Origin of the sequence: Streptomyces boetiae (genome assembly GCF_031845405.1) — a bacterium.
Classification (GTDB): Bacteria; Actinomycetota; Actinomycetes; order Streptomycetales; family Streptomycetaceae; genus Streptomyces; species Streptomyces boetiae.
The window spans coordinates 61,542-79,852 of record NZ_JAVREN010000008.1 but is presented as its reverse complement, the minus strand read 5'-3'; the positions used below and the strand labels follow the sequence as shown (position 1 = coordinate 79,852).

Sequence of the window (18,311 nt, the reverse complement as noted above, 5' to 3'; positions counted from 1 at the left end):
GCTCAGCCCGCCTGCTCGGTGAACTCGGCGTACTCCTCGGCCGAGAGCAGGCCCTCGGGCTCCGCGGCGTCCGCCCCGGGCCGCACCTTGAACAGCCAGCCCGCCTCGAAGGGCGCGGAGTTGACCAGGGAGGGATCGTCGATGACGTCCTGGTTCACCTCGGTGACCGTTCCGGTGACGGGGGAGTAGAGGTCGCTGACCGACTTGGTCGACTCCAGCTCGCCGCAGGGCTGCCCCGCGGTCACCTCGGTCCCGGGCTGCGGCAGGTCGACGAAGACCACGTCGCCCAGGGCGTTGGCGGCGAAGGCGGTGATGCCGACCGTGGCGGCGCCGCCGGCGACGGCGGGGGCGAGCCACTCGTGCTCCTTGCTGTAGCGGAGCTGCGGGGGGTTGGCGTCGCTCATGGGCGGGTTTCTCCTCGTTACTCGGGAAGGGCGGGGCGGATGGGGACTCGGGGGCTCGAAGGGATCGCGTGGGGCGCACGCCCCGCGCACGGGGGTCAGGACGGGCGGCGGTAGAACGGCAGGGCGACGACCTCGTGCGGCTCGTGGCTGCCGCGGATGTCCACGGCAACGCCCTCGGTGCCGGGCGACGCGTGCGCGGCGTCCACGTACGCCATCGCGATGGGCCGCTCCAGCGTGGGCGAGGGCGCGCCCGAGGTCACCTCGCCGACGACCGCGCCGGAGGCGTCCACCACGGCGTAACCGGCGCGCGGCACCCGGCGCCCGCGCGACACGAGGCCGACCAGCGTGCGCGGGGGCGCGGTGGCAGCGCGTTCGGCGGCGGCGGTCAGCGCCGCGCGCCCCACGAACGCCCCGGGCTTGTCGAACTTCACCACCCGGCCCAGACCGGCGTCGAACGGGGTGGTGGCGGCGGTGAGTTCGTGCCCGTACAGCGGCATGCCGGCCTCCAGGCGCAGCGTGTCCCGGCAGGCCAGGCCGCAGGGGGTGAGGCCATGGGGCGCGCCGGCCTCCGTGAGCGCCCCCCACAGCGCCTCCGCGTCGTCGGGCACGCAGAACAGCTCGAAGCCGTCCTCGCCGGTGTAGCCCGTGCGGGCGAGGAGGGCGGCGCGGCCGGCCACGGTGGCGGGCAGCGCGGCGTAGTACTTCAGCCCCGGCAGGTCCGCGTCGGTCAGGCCGCCGAGAACGCGGGCGGCGGCCGGTCCCTGGACGGCGAGGAGGGCGTAGGCGTCCCGGTCGTCGCGGACCTCGGCGTCGAACCCTCGCGAAGCGGCTTCCGCGGGCCCGGCCAGGCGGTCGTTCAGGGCCCCCAGCACGGCCGCGGCGTTGGACGCGTTGGCGACGACCAGGTAGGTCTCGGGCCCGAGGCGGTAGACGATCAGGTCGTCCAGGATGCCGCCGTCCTCCGCGCAGATCATGGTGTAACGGGCGCGCCCCACCGGGACCGCGGAGAGCCGGCCGACCAGCGCGTAGTCGAGGAACGCCCCCGCCTCGGGCCCGCTCACGGTGATCTCGCCCATGTGCGAGAGGTCGAAGAGGCCGGCGGCCGTGCGCACGGCCTGGTGCTCGGCGCGCTCACTGCCGTAGCGCAGCGGCATGGACCAGCCGGCGAAGCCGGTGAGAATGGCGCCGAGCGCGCGGTGCACGCCGTCGAGGGCCGTCGTGCGAAGGGTGTCCGTCATGGCTGGCTCCAGATGGGCAGGTCGGGGGCGGGCCGGGCGCGCGCGTCCGGGGCCTCCCCATCTGTCATCGGCACCTGAGAGGTTCGCCGCGAGCGGCTTGCACCGTGGGTGGGACCGCGACGGCGCGGTCCGCTTTTCAGATTCGCCTCCCGACGCGCGGTATCGGGGCCTGAGAGATTCAAGGGAGGACTTGCTCCTTCGGCGCCCCGGGCGGACCGGGGACTCTCCCGCGCATGGTCGAACGGCCGGTATGCAGTTGGCGTCCGCACGCCGTGGACGTACGGGGCGCGGCGCCGGGCGCCGCCACCACATCATCGCACGAACGCCCCCGCCGGCGCGGCCCGCGGGCCCCCGGGCCACTAAGGTGCCAGGGCGGAGGACGGCGTACATGACCGGCGCAGGGCGAGGGCGCGGGCGCGACGGTGACGCCGACGAGCGAGAGGTGGGGAGACGGCATGGGGACGGGCGTTCCGGGACACGGCCCGGGGTACGGCGGCGGCTGGCCGAGCAACGAGCTGGAGGAGGCGCTGGCCGGCGCGCTGGGCGTGGCGGACGCGGGGCCGCGGCTGCTGACCACGCTGGCCCGCAGCGCCCTGTGGATCCCGCTGCCCGAGGGCGGCGGCCCGGAGAGCCGGACGCTGGACCTGCCCACGATAGAGCTGAACGGCGGCCCGTACGTCCCGGTCTTCTCCTCCGCCGAGCAACTGCACCTGGGCGGCGCCTCGCACCTGCCGTTCAGCGTCGCCCCGGCCTGGCAGTTCGCGCGCGGGCTGCCCCCGCAGGTCGGCATCGCCGTCAACCCGGGCGGCACCGTGGGCATCCCCGTGCCGCCCTCGGCGGTGGCGGAGCTGTGCCGCGCGACCCCGGGCCAGCGTGCGCCGGGCGGGCCGTCCGGAGCACGGATGCGTCTCTTCCAGCCGGACTGGCAGGACGAACCGGTCGACTTCCTCAACGCCGCGGCGGCCGAGCTGTCCCAGCTGTGGTACGTCCGCACCGCGCGCCGGGGCCTGGCCAGCGCGGAGGGCGGGGCGCCCTCGCTGTTCGTGGGCGTGGAGCTGGACCACGTGGACGACGAGGCGCGCGCCCGCGCGAGCGAGGCGCTCGGCCGGGCGCTGGCAGTGCAGTCCGTGGTCTGGCCGGTGCAGTTGGTGCTGCTGGATGCGGCGGACGATCCTGTGGTGGACTGGCTGCGCGAGTGCGTTCGCCCGTTCTACACCCGCGCCGTCTGAGCCCCCCCAGGCTTTTCACGCCGCCTTGCGGGGAATGCCAGCCTGGGGCCCCGGGCTGCCGGGGCCCCAGGAGCGGTCCGCCCGGGGCGCGCACCCCGGGCGCTTGCGCGGGTGCCCGCGACCCAGGGCCCGCGGGCCCGGGGCCCGCGAGCGGGACGGCGGAGGTGAGGACGGCGACGGCAGGCGGGAGCGGAGACGGCGACTGGCGCGAGTCGCGGGGGGCCGCCCCCGGACCACGGCGGCCCGGGTTCGGTGCCCGCCCGCGGACGCGGTGACGGCCGGGACAGGCCCACCCTGACGGACAGGCGCGAAGCACGGCGGCGGTGCGCGGCACGGACCGAGGTGAGGGGAGCGCGACGGTATGTCGGGGAGCACGGCGGCGCCGAGCGCCGTGACCGGCCCCGGGCCGCTTCGGCGGCAGCCCATGCGTGCGAGGCGGTGGCGAGGGCGCGGGCGCACGGCGAGCCCGGCCCGGCCGGGCGGGAAGCGCCCCGTGCGGGAAAGCATGCCGAGGGCGGGGACCTGGCACCCCCTGACGGACAGGCGCGAAGCACGGCGGCGGTGCAGCGCACGCGGCGGTCCGGCGCGGAGCGCGGCAGTCGCGCGCGGATCCGGGCGCGAGGCGTGCGCACCGCGGCGCATGGGCGCAAAGCGCGGCGGCGGCGCAACGCACCGGGCGCGGGCGGTGGCGCCCGCGGCGCCCGGCGCGTCGCGGCAGCGGTGTGCAGCACCGAGCGCGAGGCCGCGGACATCGCGGCGCCCCGCGCGGAGCGCGGTCGCGCCGGGCCCGGCAGCGCGGGCCCGCGCGCGGCACCGAGGGCGAAAGGCGCGGAGCGCGGTGGCGCGGTCGTGCCCGGCAACGTCCGGGCCGCGTTGGGCGTTGAGATATGGCGGTGAGCAGCGCGCGCGGTCGGAGCGGGCGCGTCCGAGTGGGAGGAGGACCGGCCCTGGTGAGTCCGGGACGACGTCGAAGCGTCGGGGAGCTGCTGCCCCGAGTCACTCGCGACCGGCTGGACACCTACGAGGAACTGCTGGCCGCCCTGTCCCGCGAGCGGGTCTGGATGCTGCTGTGGCACGGGCGCCCCGGCGACCCCGACGCCCAGTACGGCAGCGTGGAGGTGGCCGGCCACGGCTACGCCCCCGGCGTCACCTCCGCCGAGGAGCTGGCCGCCAGCGGCTGGACCCGCGCGCACGAGGTGGTCCCCGGCCGGGACATCGCCGCCGCCCTCTACCCCGAGCACTGGGGCCTGTGGCTCAACCCGCACGCCCCCGGCGGCGGCCTCGGCATCCCCTGGCTCGACCTGCGCCGCATCGCCGGCGGCCTGGACCGCCTGCCCGCGGGACCCCTGCGGATCAGCGAACCCAGCGTCCGCGCCGACGCGTTCTACGCGCGCCTCGTCACCCTGGCCCGCGGCACGCCCGTGCTGCGCACCCTGCGCCGGGCCTGGGTTCGTCCCGCCCTCGGCACGGCGTACCTGGTGATCGGCCTGGACGTGGACGACCCGGGCGAGCGGACCGCGGCGGCCGTGCGGGACGTGATGCGCCAGGCGATCACGGCCGTTCCCGACGGCCTCGCGGTCGGCACGGTCGCCATGGCGGACGCCTACGATCCCGTCGCGATGTGGCTGCGCGCGAACGCCCGGCCGTTCTACGACCGCGACGCGCCCGCCGGAGCGCCTTCCCCCGCCCCCGGCCTCCCGGCCCTCCCCGGCGAGGGTTCCGAGGCCCTGCGCCGCCACGGCTACGGCTACCCGCGCCCGCTCTGAGTCTCCCCGGGAGCAACGACCGGGGCGGGCGCGGCCCCGTCCGTGCGGAAGCGTAGCTGCCAGTAGCTCAGGTCCCACCACGTGCCCTGCTTGTACCCGGCCTGCGCCAGCACCCCGACCGGGGCGAAGCCGAGCGCGCGGTGCAGGGCCTCGCTGCCGGGGTTGGGGAGGACGACCCCGGCGAGCGCCGTGCGGAAGCCCTGCTCGCGCAGCGTGTCGAGCAGGCGGCGGTAGAGCGCGGTGCCCAGGCGCAGGCCGCGGTGGCGGTGATCGACGTAGACGGTGGTCTCCACGGTCCACGCGTATGCCCCGCGCGGGCTCCACGGGCCGGCGTAGGCCAGGCCCGCCACCTCGCACCCGGGGGTTTCGGCCACGTACCAGGGGTACTCGCCACCGTGCTGCCGCCACTGACCGAGCCACTGCTCGGCGGTCCGCGGCTCGGTGTTGAAGTTGACCGCGCTGGTCGCGATGTAGTGGTTGACCAGCTCGCAGACGGCCGGCATGTCGCCGGCCCGCGCGAGCCGGACGGTGGGGTCGGGCGTAACCATGCCCCCCATCGTCCCGCCCCTCCGGCGCGCCGGCCTCACCGGGCCCGGGAGCGCGGCGGCGCGGAGACGCCGACAGACGCTGAAGACCGCTGAAAGGGGACGGCCGCATGTACGCCATCAAGAGCACCCTGCCGGACACCACGCTGAAGATCGTCGGGGAGGCGTTGCAGGGCGCGCTGGTCGACCTCATCGACCTCTCGCTGGTCGCCAAGCAGACGCACTGGAACGTCGTGGGCGCCCGCTTCCGCTCCGTGCACCTCCAGCTCGACGAGGTCGTGGAGACCGCCCGCGGCCACTCCGACACGGTGGCCGAGCGGGCCTCCGCGCTGGGCCTCTCGCCGGACGGGCGCTCCGCCACGGTGGCCTCCGGCACCGGCATCGAGAAGGCCCCCGAGGGCTGGCAGCAGGACTCCCAGGCGATCCGCACGATGGTGGACGCCCTCGGGACGGTCATCGCGCGGATGCGGGAGCGGATGAACGAGGTCGGCGAGGTGGACTCGGTGACGGAGGACATCTTCATCGACCTGCTGAAGGACCTGGAGAAGCACCACTGGATGTTCCAGGCGGAGAACGGGAGTTGAGGTCAGAGCCTTGACAGGGGCTCTGACCTGCTGACGTAACCTTCACGAAACATCTCGGTGCATGACAAGGCGTTCCGTGATCGTACGGAATTTCGCCGGAATCCCGGGCCCGACCGGAAGGATTCCGGAACGCGAGAAGGCCCCGGCCGCCGCTGCGAAGCGGGGTCGGGGCCTTCTGGCGGAAGGGCCGCCGGCGCGGTGTCGGGCCAGCGCCGACGGCCCGCCTGGGGAGGTGGCATATGCCTACGGACTGTTCCGAAGGGGTGACCACCTGATTATCTGGTTGTGTGACGCATGAATCAAGGGCCCGGAACCTTACCACCACGTGGTATGGCCTTAGTGATCATGGTGAGCTGACGTGGCAGGGTGCCCGCCGCCGCCCCCGTACCCGCCCACCTCTTCGCTCGGCGCGTGGAGGTCGGCCGCAGGATCAAGGCCGCGCGCAAGCGGGCTCGGTTGAGCCAGCCGGGACTCGCGGAGCTGGTCGGCTGCGACTTCAAGACGATCAGCAGGATTGAGACCGGCGCCGTCTCTCCACGCCTAGACCGACTGTTCGAGATCGCCGACGCGCTGGGCGTACCGGTCGCCTCGCTGGTGCCCGGCGGGCCGCCTCCGCCCGAGTAGCCGCTCATCGCGGCCTGGCCCGCCTGGGCGTCCCCGCGCGGGCGGGCACCCGCCGCCGGGTCGCCCACATGACCGTGGAAGCGCGCATCGTGAACGACTCGCCCGAGGCGAACTCCAGGCGCCGGCCGCCCCGGGGCAGCGCCGCCATGTCCACCACCGCGTACGCCTGGCCGCCTATCAGGATCTCGTCGCCGCGGCGGACGCTGGAGGCGTCCACCATCACCTGCTCCATGATCCCGGCGCCGTCCACGCGCGCCTCCTCTCCGTCCTGCTCCTGGTGGTGGTCCGTCCCGGCCCCGCCCGGACCACGGGCAGGGCCGGGGAAGTGGCGCCCAGGCGCGCGTTCCCGGTGACCTCCTCGCGCGCGCCCGGGCGCCGGCCCTGCCGCCGGGGGCCCGGTGGCCGCGGCACCGTGTCCAGGGGTGCCACCGCTCCGGCCGGCAGGGAGCCTCTACGCCGCCAGCGGCCCCGCCGCCGCGCCCGCCGGGTAGGGGCCGGGCCCCGGCCGCTGCCCCGCTGGCGGCGTGGCCGGGCGGCATTCCGGCGCGCACGCGACGAGGGCATACCGGTAGCCCCACCGCGGGTGCGTGACGGTGCCGGCCCCGCGCGCCGAGGCGTGCCGGGGCGGTATCCGCGCGCCGCACCACGCGCACGCCCGTGCCGTGATCTGGTCGGGGGTCAGCCGGCCGAAGTCCAGCCCGCTGGACGCCGCGGGCGCGGGGCCGGCGGTCCGGGGCGCCGCGGCGGGCAGCGGCCCGGGTCTCCTCGTGGGCGCGGCCGGGGCGGCGGTGACGTGGTGGTCAGGCACGGCCGACCTCCCGGTAAGCCACGACGATTGCGTCCCGCAGCGCCTGCGGGTCGGCCAGCCTCGGGCCGCCGGGCGACACGAGCCAGCGGATGGCCGCGCCCGCCGTCCAGGCCCCGGTGCTGAACTGCGCGGGGGGTACCGGGATGACGCCGTAGTTGAGGACGTGCGCGCCGATCGCGTCCCAGCCGTCCGCCGCGCCGATGGGCACCAGCCAGGTGTGCGTGTCCGCCAGCTGGTCCTCGATGACCGGCACCGGGCCGTGCTCCCGCCGTAGGGCGGCGACGACGCGCTGCCCTGCGAAGCCGGGCAGGCGTACGGCGTCCCACCAGCGATGGCACGGCAGCAGTTGCACCCCCTGCTCCGTGGTCGGCAGCCACTCCGGCGCCGTGTCCGTACCCATGATCAGCTCCTGTGACGTGTCGTGCGCTGACAGTCACAGACTCCCGTGGGGGTGAAAGTTCAGGGATACCCGGCGAGGGTTACCTAGTCGGTAATAGTCTCCCGCGCGGAGACGGCGATGATGGTCGTCGCTGCCGAGGAGGTGGCTGCATGCAGCAAGGTCCCGTCAAGCCCGAGGTGTTGAAGCGGGAGGATTTACGACATGCCCTCGCCGAGCATGACTTCGCCTCGGCTTTCGCGTTGCTGAAGAAGTGGGCTGGCCTCAGCCAAAACAAGATCGGCTCTGCCTGCCAGCTCAGCCCCGGCAAGGTGTCCCTGATCATCAGCGGGAAACACCAGGTCACCGCATACGGCGTCATCGCGCGCATCGCGGACGGCCTGCGCATTCCCGGGCACATGCTCGGGCTCGCCGCTCGGCCCTGGGAAACCGCGGACGAGACCGAAGAGCCGAAACCGACTGGGCCTGTGGACGGGACCGCGGCGCCGTGGACACCGGCCGCCGCTGTGCAGCTCGCGGCCCGTATGACGAGGACGGATCTTGTGATGGACCGCCGCACTGCCTCGCGCTCGATCGCCACCATCACCGTAGGCGCCGCCCTGCTCGATGGCGTCGAGGGGTGGCTCCAGCCCCCCGTCGCGGGCGAGCGCCGGCGGGTCGGGCGTCTCGGGAATCGCGAGGTCGAGCAACTGGAGGAGATCGCGCGCCTGATGCGGCAGTGGGACCGCCAGCACGGCGGCGGCCTCCGCCGCCGGGCGGTCGTGGGGCAGCTCGCTGAGGTGGCCGATGCCCTGCGCGAGCACCAGGCCGAGGACATCGAGCGCCGGCTCTACTGCGTGATGGCGGACCTCGCCGGCACAGCGGCCGGGATGGCCTGGGACTCGGGCATGCACCGGACGGCGCAGGACTACTACCGTCTCGCGCTCCGCGCCGCGCACGCCGGCGAGGACCGCGCATTCGGCGCGAACATCCTGGCGGCGATGGCGCGGCAGATGCTCTACCGGGACCAGGACCGGCCGCAGGACGCGCTGGAGCTGGTGAGGCTCGCGCAGACGGGATCGCGTGGCGTTGCCGGGCCGCGGGTGCGCGCGATGCTGCTCACGCGCGAGGCGTGGGCCTACGCCTCCTGCGGTCGGTATGGCGCTTTCCGCCGTGCCACGGACGAGGCGGCCGAGGCCCTGGCCGACGCGCGGGACGGCGAAGAGCCGTACTGGATCGACTACTTCGGCGCTGCGGAGCTGGCCGGCGTCACCGGCGCGCGGCTGCTGGACATGGCGCGCGCCGGTGACGCCGGCCGCTACGCCGAGGCCGCCGCGGAGAAGATCAGGACGGCCGTCGAGGCCCGGGGCCCGAAAGCCGCGCGGAGCCACGCGCTGGACTGGGGCGGCCTGGCGGAGTGCTCGTGGCTGCTGGGGGACACCAGGTCCGCCCTGGAGCAGACGCACCAGGCGATCGACGCGGCCGGGCTGACGCAGTCCACCCAGGTGCGCACCAAGATCAGCCGGTTGTACCCCTACACGGTGGCGCTCTCCTCGGGGCAGGTGCGTGAAGCGCGGCACCGGATTCGAGAGCTACTGTCCACCTGAAGCACCCGCCGAGAAGGAAGACGCACGCATGACGACCTTTGCCGTCACCGGGCACATGGACCTGACCGACGACACCGTGCCCCTGGTGGCCGATGCCCTGCGCGAGTTGCTGTCCGCCTACGCCCCGGACGACCTGGTCGGCGTGTCCTGCATCGCGGAAGGGGCCGACGCCCTTTTCGCCCAGGCGGTGCTGGCCGTCGGCGGCCGGCTGGTACTGGTGATCCCCTCACGGGACTACCGGGCGCGGAAGGTCAGCCCCGAATTCGCCGCCACGTTCGATGGACTGGTCGAGGCCGCCCACGAAGTGGTCACTATGCCGGTGGACCGGGCTGGCCGGGAGGCATACGAGGCCGCGGGCAAGGAGCTGCTTCAGCGCGCGGACCGGCTGGTGGCCGTCTGGGACGGGCGGCCGGGCGGGCAAGGCGGCACCGCGCACACCGTCGAGGCGGCGCGCGCCGCCCAGCTACCTGTGGACGTGATCTGGCCCGCAGGCGCTGCGCGCCGCTCGGCAAGCTGACTGTTCGGCTGACTCTAAGCACGACGAAGGGCCCCCGTTGCCTGCCTGATGGCAGGCAACGGGGGCGCGGCGGAACGTTATCGCTGGGCGCGGGTGGCGTTGTAGTAGGCCGCCTGGGCGTTGCGTTCCGCCCGGTGGAGTCGGAGGAACGTGCGGTGGTCGGGGCCGCCGTCCTCGATCACGGCGAGGCCGGCCGTGTAGGTGGTGAGCGCCGCGTCGGCGGCCATCCAGGCTTTGAGGAGGTGAAGAGCGGTCATGATGTCCCTTTCGGTAGGGAATGGGGACTTGTGGCGCCACCCTACGATGAATCGAACAGTCGTTCCACTCCTCTCTTCCTGCACGACGAAACGCCCCCGCCCGTGCCCCGTGAAGGGGGCGCGGGCGGGGGCGTTCGTGTGGGCCGCTGCCCGCCGTGGTGGCGGGAGGGTCCGGTCTCCCGGTCCAGGCCCATGGGCGGCAGGCTACTCCTCCGGATCCGGCGCGATGCGGGCCGTTCTGCGATCCACCCGGTTCACCGCGTCCCGCAGCGACGCCCCGCCGTTGGGCTTCATCTCGTGCTCGATCCGCGTCACCCGGGCCTCGATCCCGGCCAGCCGCTCCAGCACACCCGGCCGCGCCTCCACGCCGGGCCGGGAAGGAGTGCCCTGCCAGTCGTCCACGACCTCGTCCACGCGTCCGACGACCCGGGCGACCGCGCGCACGCCGCGCCAGGCGGCGGCCAGCACGGCGGCGCCGGCCGCCGCCGCGCCGGCCAGGACCGCGATTCCCTCGGCCGTCACCGGTCTCTGCCCCGGTACGAGGCCAGCGGATCGTCCGCGGTGCGCGCCGGGGACACCTGCGCGCGGGTGACGAGCGCCAGGACGGAGACGAGGGCCGCGTTGACTGCGCCGACCGTTTCCGGAGCGACGTCCAGGCCGTAGGCGCCGAGCAGCGCTGCCCCGGCGGTGACCAGCCCGGCCCCGGCCGAGGGCGCGACGGGGCGGGTCATCAGCGCGGTGGCGGTCGCGAACGCCGCGCTGGTGGCGGCGACGATGGCGCCGGCCTGCTCGGTCGTGATGTCCAGGCCGAGGGTGACGGCCAGGGACAGCAGGGCGGACAGCGTCCCGAGGACGAGGGCGGGCTCCCGCCCGAGGATGGTGCGCATGATCATTCCCGTTCTGTTCAGGCTGGCCAGGCCAGCAGTGACGCGGTCAGCTCGCTCAGGTAGACGGACCGGTCGCCCGGGACCAGAACCTCGGCCACCAACCGGTTGTCGTCGGTGCCCGGCAGGTGCCCCTGCCAGTGGTGCGTGGCGTGCAGCCGGCCCCCGTCGTGCACCGGCGAGCTGATCGGCCAGCTCTTGGCGCGGGCCCACTCGGCGCCGGGCTTGCGGTGGTTGCGCGCGACGCGCATCTGGATTTCCTGGCCGCGCTGCAAGTCCTCGGCGCGCAGGGCGAAGTCGAGGGAGAAGTAGTGCTCGCCGCGCAGGAGGGTCTGGGCGAGTGGCCGGTCGGACCAGCCCTGGCCGGGCTGCCACACCCGGTCCCAGGTGATCGTGTGCCACTCGCCCGGCGTGAGGGTGACGCCCGAGCGCCGCTCGAAGTACTGGTGCATCAGGCTCTCCTCCTTGGGCCCGGGGTCCCGGCCGGGCGTGGTCGTGTCGAGGCGGGCCGCGACGGCGCCCCGGATGGAGGGCATCCGCACGTCCCCGCCGCCGGGCGCCGGGCGCGGGTCCACCTTCCCGGGCTGCCACTCCAGGTGGCCGATCACCGAGCCTCCATGCCAGCCGTGCGCGCGGCACAGCGCGGCCGAGGCCCGGACGATCGCCTCGACCTGCTCGGGCGGCCAGGGGTCCCTGCCGTCGCCGCGGTTGACGGCCTCGAAGCCGTAGAAGTGGGTGTTGCCGTCCGCGTCGGTCTCGTTGTCCGCCGGGAGGTCGTCCTCCTCGATGACGGCGGCCAGGACGTCGCCGTCGCCCGAACCGGCGTGGTTGGCGCGGCCGTTGCCGACCAGGTGGACCGTCCCGTCCTTCGCGATGACGCCGTGGCACAGCGGGCCGGGGAGGTCCGACCGGCCGCGGTAGCACAGGGCTACGGTGCCGGCCGTGCCGCTGGTGACGGTGTGGTGGATCATCACCCCGTGCACCGGGCCCCAGGAGCCCACATGGTTACGGTTGTTCGTCCGCCAGCCCGGGTGCTCGACCACCCGTACGCCCTCGGCCTCCAGGGCGCGCACCAGCTCGTCAGCCGTTAGGGGCGTCGCCATCAGCCGCGCTCCGGCCGCGCCCAGGTGCCGGGCTCCGTGCCCTCGCTGCGCGAGGTCGCCCACAACGTGATCTCGCCGTCGAGCAGGACGTGGAGATTGGCGCTGCCGACCGGCCAGACCCGGACCACGACGGCCGGGACGATGGCGCCCGCCTCCAGCGGGTTCACGAACGGACGCGGCTCGGCGTCCTTGATGCGCTGGGTGATCTGCGCGACGTCGTCGGCACTCAGCTTGTACAGCACGATCAGGCCGGGCGTCGGCCGCGGGGTGGACGTCTCCATGGGGCCCTCCTCATCAGGGCAGAAGAAAGCCCCGGGCCGGGCTCGGCGCCGGGGCGTAGGGGGCAGGGTCAGGCGACGCGGTGGGCGTTGATCCAGGAGCCGCCGCCGATCTGCGCCTGAGCGCCGGCCGCCGCCTTGCCCCAGCCGAAGGTGACGGTGCCGCCGCCGCTGGGTACCGCGACCTGGCACGCCTCCTCGATCGTCGCGAAGCTGGCGCTGGCGCCGTACTCAACGCTGGTCGTGGCCGAGTTGACGGAGGCGCGCATCGACACGGACGACGGGCCCGAGGAGCCCGGGGCGGGGCCCTGCACCAGGCGGAAACCCACCAGCGCCACACCCGTGGACAGCAGCCACTGGACGACGACCCCGCTGTTCACGGTGGCGGTACCGGCGAAGCTGACGCGCATCCGCACGTCCCACGTGCCCTCGTCGAGGGCCACGACCAGCTCGGGGTCGGCCGTGACCGTGGTCGACGTGCGGGTCTCCGTCGCGCTCTTCGTGGCGGTCACGGGCAAGTGCTCGTTGAGCCGCACATCGTCCACGCGCATCCCGGGTCTCCACGGGAACGGGGCCATGGCCCCTCCTTTCTGCTACAGGGCGACGATCATCGGGTCGGCCAGCTCGACCGCGGCCGGGACGGCGTGTGCCTTGGCGACGCCGTTGACGGACCGGGCGGCCACGAGGGCCGTCTGCGGCCACACCGTCTCCCAGGCGTCGAACGTGAAGATCGCGGGCGAGTTCGTGTTGCCCGCGGCCCGCTCGGCGAGGAGGCCGACCACGCCGCTGGTCAGCAGGCTGGAGACGACCTCGTGATCGATCTGCCAACGCGACGGCTCGGTGCGGCCGTCCGGCCAGATCCGGCCGCGCAGGCGCTGGCCCTCCAGGCGGGCCCGCAGCCACCAGCGGCTGGCGGCGGTGTAGGTCATGCCGGTGGCCACCACCCCGGTCAGCGTGCTGGTGGTGTGCACCGCCTCCAGCCCTACGGCGCCGGAGGTCTGCCAGACCCCGCGCAGCAGGTAGTAGCTGCTGCCGGTGATCCGCAGCGTGATCCCGGCCCACAGCGACGCTCCGGTGGCGACGGCCTGGGGGGAGATCGCCACCAGCACCTCCGAGTCGACCAACGACCACTGCGGCAAAAATTGGAACCGCGGCGTCCCGGTCGAGCCGACGCTGACGATGCCCTGCCCGCCCGCCACGGACCGCTCGGCCGCGGTGCCGCCGCTGATGTTCCAGGCCGGGGTCGGCGTGGTGCTGCTGGGTGTGCTCCCCCACCCGTTGCTGACCAGCCGGTCGAAGGCGTCCCAGCTGTGGGGCTCGATGCCGCTGAGGGTGATGACCTCGCCTCCGATGCGGATGTCGAGAGGGAGGTCGTCTCCGGTGTCCGTCGGCCGGGGAGCGGCCGACGTCGTCCAGGGCTGCCCGGCGGTGGGCTGCATGAGGATCTGCGTCGCGCCGGCGGTGATGTCCGCGGACAGCCGCGTGCCGGCGGTGTCGACCCGCACGGGCGCCCGGTCCTGACCGGGGTCGGCCTGCCCCACCTCGCCCACGGTCCAGGGGGACGCGGGCGCGCAGGTCAGCGTCGCCGTCCACTCCCAGTCGGTGACGACCTCCTCGACGGCCTGGACGACGAGGTCGATCCGGTCCGGCGGCAGCCATTCGGGCGGGTTGGCGATGGTGATCCGGGCGCCGATGACGACGCGGTCCAGGTAGTCCTGGAGCCACGCCTGCGAGGCCGGGTTGCGGAGGTTGAGGGTGACCCTGGGGTACCGCATCTCGTCCACGGTGCCGAGGTGCAGCCGCCACCACGCCTGGCTCTCCAGGCCGGTGTCGTCCGCGAGGTTCAGCTCCACGCTGGTGTCGTAGGTGCCGATCCCGTCCGGCGGGGCCTGCACGGACAGCCGGCCCTCTTCCAGCACCGCCCGCGCGGTGGAACCGCCGGTGCGCCGCACCTCGACGTCGTTCACGACGTCCAGGTCGTCGTCCGTGGGGGCCAGCGGCGGCGCGATGTGCCCGGCGGCGTAGTCGAGCGCGAGCGCGACGGGCTGGTTGTACCGCAGGTGCCGCGCCTGGTAGTGCAGCGCGGGGGCGTCCCGCAGCTCGGTGAGGGAACCGCCGTCCGCCGAGGCGCACTCGGCGACCAGGTCCAGCAGCGTCGCGATCCGCTGCGGCCCCATCGCCGGGGACAGGGCGGCGTCCCCGGCGACGCCGAGCGGCAGGCGTTCCTCCCGCGCGAGGCGCCGCATCCGCGTCAGGGCCCGCTCCCCGGTGTACGCGGTGTCCGGGCCGGTCGTGCCGACGCCGAAGCCGTGCAGGACGATGTTGGGGTCGTTGGTGTAGCCGATGTGCCCCACCGGCATCCCAGCACTGGCGGAGGACCACACGCTGTCGAAACGGGTGGGCCGGGTGAAGGGCAGCGGCCCCAGCGGGGAGGTGCTGGTGTACCAGAACTCGTCCAGCGCGAGGCTGGACCAGCCCAGGCGGTACTCCCAGCCGCCGGTGACCGGGACGGCCATCAGCCGTACCCGGCACCAGCCGGAGACGGCGGCGGCCATCGCGGACGCATCCGTCCAGAAGCCCTCGGCCACGGTGGTGTCCGAGGCGTCCCGGATCCGGATACGGGCCTCGCCGCCGCCGATGTAGCCGGTGATCGTGCCGTAGCCGCCGCCCGTGGTGGCGACCCTGATCCACCCCAGGGAGGTGGCGGGCATGGCGTCGAGGAAGTACAGCATCTCGATGCGCCAGCCCAGGGACGGGTCAGGGAGCGCGGGCAGCGGGGCGCGGATGAGGCTGGTGCCCTGGCCGAGCCGGGGCATGGGCGCGCTGGAGGGCAGGCTGGACTCCGCCGCCATGTCCAGGCCGGAGATCTGCGCGGCCGGGCCGTCGGGCAGCCCGGAGGCCGCGGTCGTGGCGTCCGCGCCGTCCTCCATCGGCCAGTACGCCAGCGCCGCGGACTGCGCCGAGATGTACCGCCGCAGCGTGGACTGCAACGGCTTGGTGCCCTGCTGGAGACGGCGCAGGATCCCCGCGCCCTGCACAGGCGTTCCGATGTCCGTCTCGGAGACGTCCCACCGCGGGGGCCAGGAGGGGATTTCCAGGTGGGCGCGCCGGTAGAAGTCCGTCACCGCGGCGCCGCCCTCGGCCGTCCAGGACCGGCCCGCGGAGTCAGTGAAGGCGGTCGTGCCGACGGGCTGCGCGGTCAGGTCCGGCGCCGCGACCACGGGGCCGCCGATGCCGTTGCGGACCTCCGCGCGGTAGATGCGGCCGGCCGCGCGCGCCAGCTCGGGCTGCGCCGCGCCCAGGGACAGCGGCACGCCGGTCGGGGCATGGATGCCCGGCTGGACCGCGGCCGTGACCGGCTCCCCCAGCTGCCGCCACGGCCCGGCCATGCTGTCGGCGACGTAGAAGGTACACACCGAGTGGCCCGCGCCGTCGTCCAGGTCGACGGTGCCGCGCAGCGCGAAGCGCTGACCGGGCAGGTAGGGCAGGGCCTCCGTCGCGATGCAGGTGAACGCCGAGGGCCCCAGGCCGTCCGGGCTGACGCCCAGCAGGGGGAACCCGGCGGGCAGTTCAGCGAGGGCGAGGCGCCACGCCCGCTGATCGTTCGGGCGGTCGTAGCGGCCCAGAAGATTGGTGCCCACCGGCTCGCCGACGACGGCCTCTCCGGTGCCCGCGTCTGCCTGGCTGGGCATCCGGTCCAGGGCCAGCTCGATCCTGATGTCGATGTCCCCCGTGACGTCCAGGGCGGTGGAGGACGGGGAGACGAGCTGGGCGCCGGGCACGTCCGGCATCTCCAGGTACCGCGACGGGCCCTGCACGTAGGCGCGCAGCGGGGTGTTCCTGCCGATGATCCCGTGCAGGTCCGAGCGCGGATTCCTCGGGCTGTAGCGGCCGGTGCGGTTGTCGATCAGCACCTCGCCTTCCGCGGGGTCGGGCTCGGTGGCCTCCTCGGGCCGGCCGCGCTTGATGGCGGTCTGCTGGGTCTCCCGGGTGTCCGAGGTGATGTCCAGCCACTGGGTGCCGTCCCAGATCTGGTACAGGTGCCCGAGCGGGCCCTGTGGCCACGTCGTCACGACCGTCCCCTTCCGAGTGCTGCCTGGACGTTGCCGCCGGAGATCCGCCGGATCTCCCCCCGCAGCGGGTCCACGAGGAGCTTGGCGACGGTCTTGCCGTCGAGGTGGAGCGCGATGTGGATCGGGGGTCCGCCGCCGGCCCCGGCCGGGACGGTGCCCGAGGGGTGGACGGCGGCGCCGCGCGGCAGGGAGACGACCTCCGCGCCGCGCTCGCCCACGACGGCCAGGCCGCCGCGGGTGATTGCGCCGCCCGACGCGAGAAGCGGGATGTTGGGCGTCCCGAGCGTGAACGACGGGATGCCGACGCCCATGAAGCTCCCGCCGCCGACCGTGAACGACAAGTTGTTCCAGCCGCGGATGATGCCGTTCACGGCCGAGCGGAATCCGTTGGTGACGCCGTTCCACATTCCGCTCGCGGCCGACGTGATCCGGCCGGGCAGGCCGCGGACGAAGCCGACGACGCTGTCCCAGTTGTCCATGATCAGACCGGCCGCGATCCCGAACGGGCCGCCGAGGATGGACAGCAGGAGCGGCCAGTGGGCGGTGATCCACCGCCACACGCCCATGGCCGCGCCCTTGATCGCGCCCCACGATGCTTCCCACGCGGTCTGGAACCACGTCGTTTTCGTGGCGATCACGACGATGATCGCGATGAGGGCGACGATCCCCGCGATGATCCACGTCATCGGGTTGGCCCAGAACGCCGCATTCAGCAGCGTCTGCGCGCCCGCCCAGGCCATCGTCGCCACCTTCGCGACTGTCTGGTACGCCGTCCACGCCATCGTGCCCGCTTTGACGAGGAGGATCGCCCCGGCCAGCGCACCCAGCGTGATCAGCACGGGCCGCATGACGCCCTGATTCTGCAAGCCCCAGGCGGCGATGCCGCCCGAGATCTGGGCGAGCTGCATCAGCGCGCCGCGCTTGAACTGCTCCAGCGCGCGGGCGGGGTTGTCGGCGAGGGTCTCCGCCGCCCGGTCGGTCGCCCCGGCCACGCCCTCCAGTTCCATCGCAGTCAGGCCGCCGGCCTCGGCCAGGCCCATCAGCGCGGCCTGCGCGTCCTCACCCGGGCCGCCCATCAGCGCCCCCAGGAGCATGACCCGCTCCGTCTCGTTCCCCACCTCGGACAGCGCCTCGATGACCTCATCGAACGCGGCCGTGCCGCGGCCGGTGTTGACCATCTCCTGAATCTCCGACACGTTCAGGCCGAGGTCTTCCAGCGGTTCGGACACCGCGTCGGTGTCACCGATCCGAAGCGTGAATTCCTTGACCGCGTCGCCAAGTTTGTCGAGCTGGAAAATGGGGTTTTCCGCGCTCGCGGCGAAGAGGCCCATCATCTGAGGGCCGGTCACGCCCAGCCGGGAGAAGAATTCCCCGTACTCCGTGATGAGCATGGGCAGTTCGGACGCCAGGGTCGCCGGCAGCTCCTGCGCCGCCGCGGTGATCAGGTCGAACGCCTCGGTGCCGGTCTCCGCGAGGTCGTTGCGGATCAGGATCCCGGCGGCTTCGGTCGCCTCGGCCAGGTCGTACTCGAACGTCTCACTGAGTGCGAGGGCGCGGCGGGTGACGGCCTCCAGGCCGCCCTCGGCCTCGGAGGTCTCCCCGATGGACTGATACACCCCGCGGATGGCCTCGTTGACCGTGGCGGTCGAGTCGCCCCACGCCTGCGTGTAGAGACTGGCGGAGACCCGGGACAGCTCGGCCGCCTCGGCCGGACCCAAGGCGAGCTGCGCGGCCAGGCGGTCGTTCGCCGCGGAGACGTCCAGCTCCTGGACCAGCCCGGCAGCCAGACCGGCGGCGACGCCCGCGCCGATCGCCGGGGCTGCCGCGTCCACCCGCTCCCGGATCCGCTGCAACGCCGCGCTCGCCTTGTCCTTCGCGACAATATTGAAAATCAGAGAGGTGTCCGACGACACGGGTCACCCCCTCTTCAGTTTTTCCGCGGCCTCACGCTGGGCCTTGTCGTAGGCTTCGAGCCATTCCAGGGCCCGGTCGGCTTCCTCGACGGTCAGGAGCGCCCA

Annotated in this window: 19 protein-coding genes, 1 pseudogene and 1 riboswitch; of the genes and pseudogenes, 6 read left to right on the top strand and 14 right to left on the bottom strand. The window is 74.0% G+C overall.

Features of this window, described 5'->3' with window-relative positions; genetic code table 11:
- Nucleotides 1-2: 2 nt before the first annotated feature.
- Both gcvH and gcvT read right to left on the bottom strand, forming a co-directional pair.
- Nucleotides 3-404 (bottom strand): glycine cleavage system protein GcvH, encoded by a 402-nt coding sequence (gene gcvH, locus RM780_RS07940; protein WP_311629835.1) that lies wholly within the window; start codon nt 402-404, stop codon nt 3-5.
- Between the two features lie 95 nt (nt 405-499).
- On the bottom strand, nt 500-1,642 hold the full coding sequence (gene gcvT, locus RM780_RS07935) for a glycine cleavage system aminomethyltransferase GcvT (RefSeq protein ID WP_311629834.1): 1,143 nt from the start codon (nt 1,640-1,642) through the stop codon (nt 500-502).
- Nucleotides 1,643-1,789: 147 nt separating this feature from the next.
- Nucleotides 1,790-1,882: riboswitch (glycine riboswitch) on the bottom strand.
- A 215-nt stretch (nt 1,883-2,097) separates the two neighbouring features.
- Between gcvT and RM780_RS07930 the strand changes: the two genes are divergently transcribed.
- Together RM780_RS07930 and RM780_RS07925 are read left to right on the top strand one after the other, a co-directional pair.
- Entirely contained in the window at nt 2,098-2,871 is a 774-nt protein-coding gene (locus tag RM780_RS07930) for an enhanced serine sensitivity protein SseB (protein ID WP_311629833.1), read from the top strand.
- A 950-nt stretch (nt 2,872-3,821) separates the two neighbouring features.
- Nucleotides 3,822-4,637 carry an enhanced serine sensitivity protein SseB C-terminal domain-containing protein gene (locus RM780_RS07925; protein ID WP_311629832.1) on the top strand — a complete coding sequence of 272 codons (816 nt, stop codon included), beginning with the start codon at nt 3,822-3,824 and terminating at the stop codon, nt 4,635-4,637.
- Here the strand turns inward: RM780_RS07925 and RM780_RS07920 are convergent.
- Nucleotides 4,619-5,185, bottom strand: coding sequence for a GNAT family N-acetyltransferase (locus RM780_RS07920; RefSeq protein ID WP_311629830.1), 567 nt, complete (start codon nt 5,183-5,185; stop codon nt 4,619-4,621). The two genes, RM780_RS07925 and RM780_RS07920, sit on opposite strands and share 19 nt — an antisense overlap.
- Nucleotides 5,186-5,292: 107 nt before the next feature.
- Here RM780_RS07920 and RM780_RS07915 point away from each other — a divergent pair, with 107 nt between their 5' ends.
- Nucleotides 5,293-5,766, top strand: coding sequence for a Dps family protein (locus tag RM780_RS07915; RefSeq protein ID WP_311629829.1), 474 nt, complete (start codon nt 5,293-5,295; stop codon nt 5,764-5,766).
- 366 nt (nt 5,767-6,132) lie between these two features.
- Complete coding sequence (locus RM780_RS07910) at nt 6,133-6,390, top strand: helix-turn-helix domain-containing protein (RefSeq protein WP_311629828.1); 258 nt, start codon at nt 6,133-6,135, stop codon at nt 6,388-6,390.
- Nucleotides 6,391-6,394: 4 nt separating this feature from the next.
- On the opposite strand, the gene RM780_RS07905 is transcribed toward RM780_RS07910, so the two are convergent.
- The 3 genes from RM780_RS07905 to RM780_RS07895 form a co-directional block, all read right to left on the bottom strand.
- Nucleotides 6,395-6,640 carry a hypothetical protein gene (locus tag RM780_RS07905; protein ID WP_311629827.1) on the bottom strand — a complete coding sequence of 82 codons (246 nt, stop codon included), beginning with the start codon at nt 6,638-6,640 and terminating at the stop codon, nt 6,395-6,397.
- A 201-nt stretch (nt 6,641-6,841) separates the two neighbouring features.
- Nucleotides 6,842-7,198, bottom strand: a complete 357-nt coding sequence (locus RM780_RS07900) for a hypothetical protein (protein ID WP_311629826.1) — start codon at nt 7,196-7,198, stop codon at nt 6,842-6,844.
- Nucleotides 7,191-7,598 (bottom strand): hypothetical protein, encoded by a 408-nt coding sequence (locus RM780_RS07895; protein WP_311629825.1) that lies wholly within the window; start codon nt 7,596-7,598, stop codon nt 7,191-7,193. The genes RM780_RS07900 and RM780_RS07895 overlap by 8 nt, the downstream gene beginning before the upstream one ends.
- 149 nt (nt 7,599-7,747) lie before the next feature.
- Here RM780_RS07895 and RM780_RS07890 point away from each other — a divergent pair, with 149 nt between their 5' ends.
- Both RM780_RS07890 and RM780_RS07885 read left to right on the top strand, forming a co-directional pair.
- On the top strand, nt 7,748-9,181 hold the full coding sequence (locus RM780_RS07890) for a helix-turn-helix domain-containing protein (protein ID WP_311629824.1): 1,434 nt from the start codon (nt 7,748-7,750) through the stop codon (nt 9,179-9,181).
- Nucleotides 9,182-9,209: 28 nt separating this feature from the next.
- Complete coding sequence (locus RM780_RS07885) at nt 9,210-9,698, top strand: hypothetical protein (protein WP_311629823.1); 489 nt, start codon at nt 9,210-9,212, stop codon at nt 9,696-9,698.
- A 77-nt stretch (nt 9,699-9,775) separates the two neighbouring features.
- Here RM780_RS07885 and RM780_RS07880 read toward each other — a convergent pair whose 3' ends face one another.
- The 8 genes and pseudogenes from RM780_RS07880 to RM780_RS07845 all read right to left on the bottom strand — a co-directional run bounded on the left by RM780_RS07880 (nt 9,776) and on the right by RM780_RS07845 (nt 18,206).
- The gene (locus tag RM780_RS07880; RefSeq protein ID WP_311629822.1) at nt 9,776-9,955 is read right to left on the bottom strand and encodes a hypothetical protein; all 180 of its coding nucleotides are present in this window, start codon (nt 9,953-9,955) and stop codon (nt 9,776-9,778) included.
- A gap of 204 nt (nt 9,956-10,159) precedes the next feature.
- Entirely contained in the window at nt 10,160-10,477 is a 318-nt protein-coding gene (locus tag RM780_RS07875; RefSeq protein ID WP_311629820.1) for a hypothetical protein, read from the bottom strand.
- Nucleotides 10,474-10,842 (bottom strand): hypothetical protein, encoded by a 369-nt coding sequence (locus tag RM780_RS07870; RefSeq protein ID WP_311629819.1) that lies wholly within the window; start codon nt 10,840-10,842, stop codon nt 10,474-10,476. Before RM780_RS07870 ends, RM780_RS07875 begins: the two co-directional genes overlap by 4 nt.
- Nucleotides 10,843-11,303: 461 nt before the next feature.
- Nucleotides 11,304-11,942, bottom strand: a pseudogene (locus RM780_RS07865) (peptidoglycan recognition protein family protein); the annotation flags it as partial.
- Complete coding sequence (locus tag RM780_RS07860; protein WP_311629818.1) at nt 11,942-12,223, bottom strand: hypothetical protein; 282 nt, start codon at nt 12,221-12,223, stop codon at nt 11,942-11,944. The gene RM780_RS07860 and the pseudogene RM780_RS07865, both read right to left, overlap by 1 nt.
- Before the next feature lie 68 nt (nt 12,224-12,291).
- A complete protein-coding gene (locus RM780_RS07855; RefSeq protein WP_311629817.1) occupies nt 12,292-12,798 on the bottom strand; it encodes a hypothetical protein in 507 nt (168 codons plus the stop codon).
- Between the two features lie 15 nt (nt 12,799-12,813).
- Nucleotides 12,814-16,293: a hypothetical protein gene (locus tag RM780_RS07850; RefSeq protein WP_311629816.1), complete on the bottom strand. Its 3,480-nt coding sequence runs from the start codon at nt 16,291-16,293 to the stop codon at nt 12,814-12,816.
- Nucleotides 16,290-18,206: a phage tail tape measure protein gene (locus tag RM780_RS07845; RefSeq protein WP_311629815.1), complete on the bottom strand. Its 1,917-nt coding sequence runs from the start codon at nt 18,204-18,206 to the stop codon at nt 16,290-16,292. Before RM780_RS07845 ends, RM780_RS07850 begins: the two co-directional genes overlap by 4 nt.
- Between the last annotated feature and the right edge of the window lie 105 nt (nt 18,207-18,311).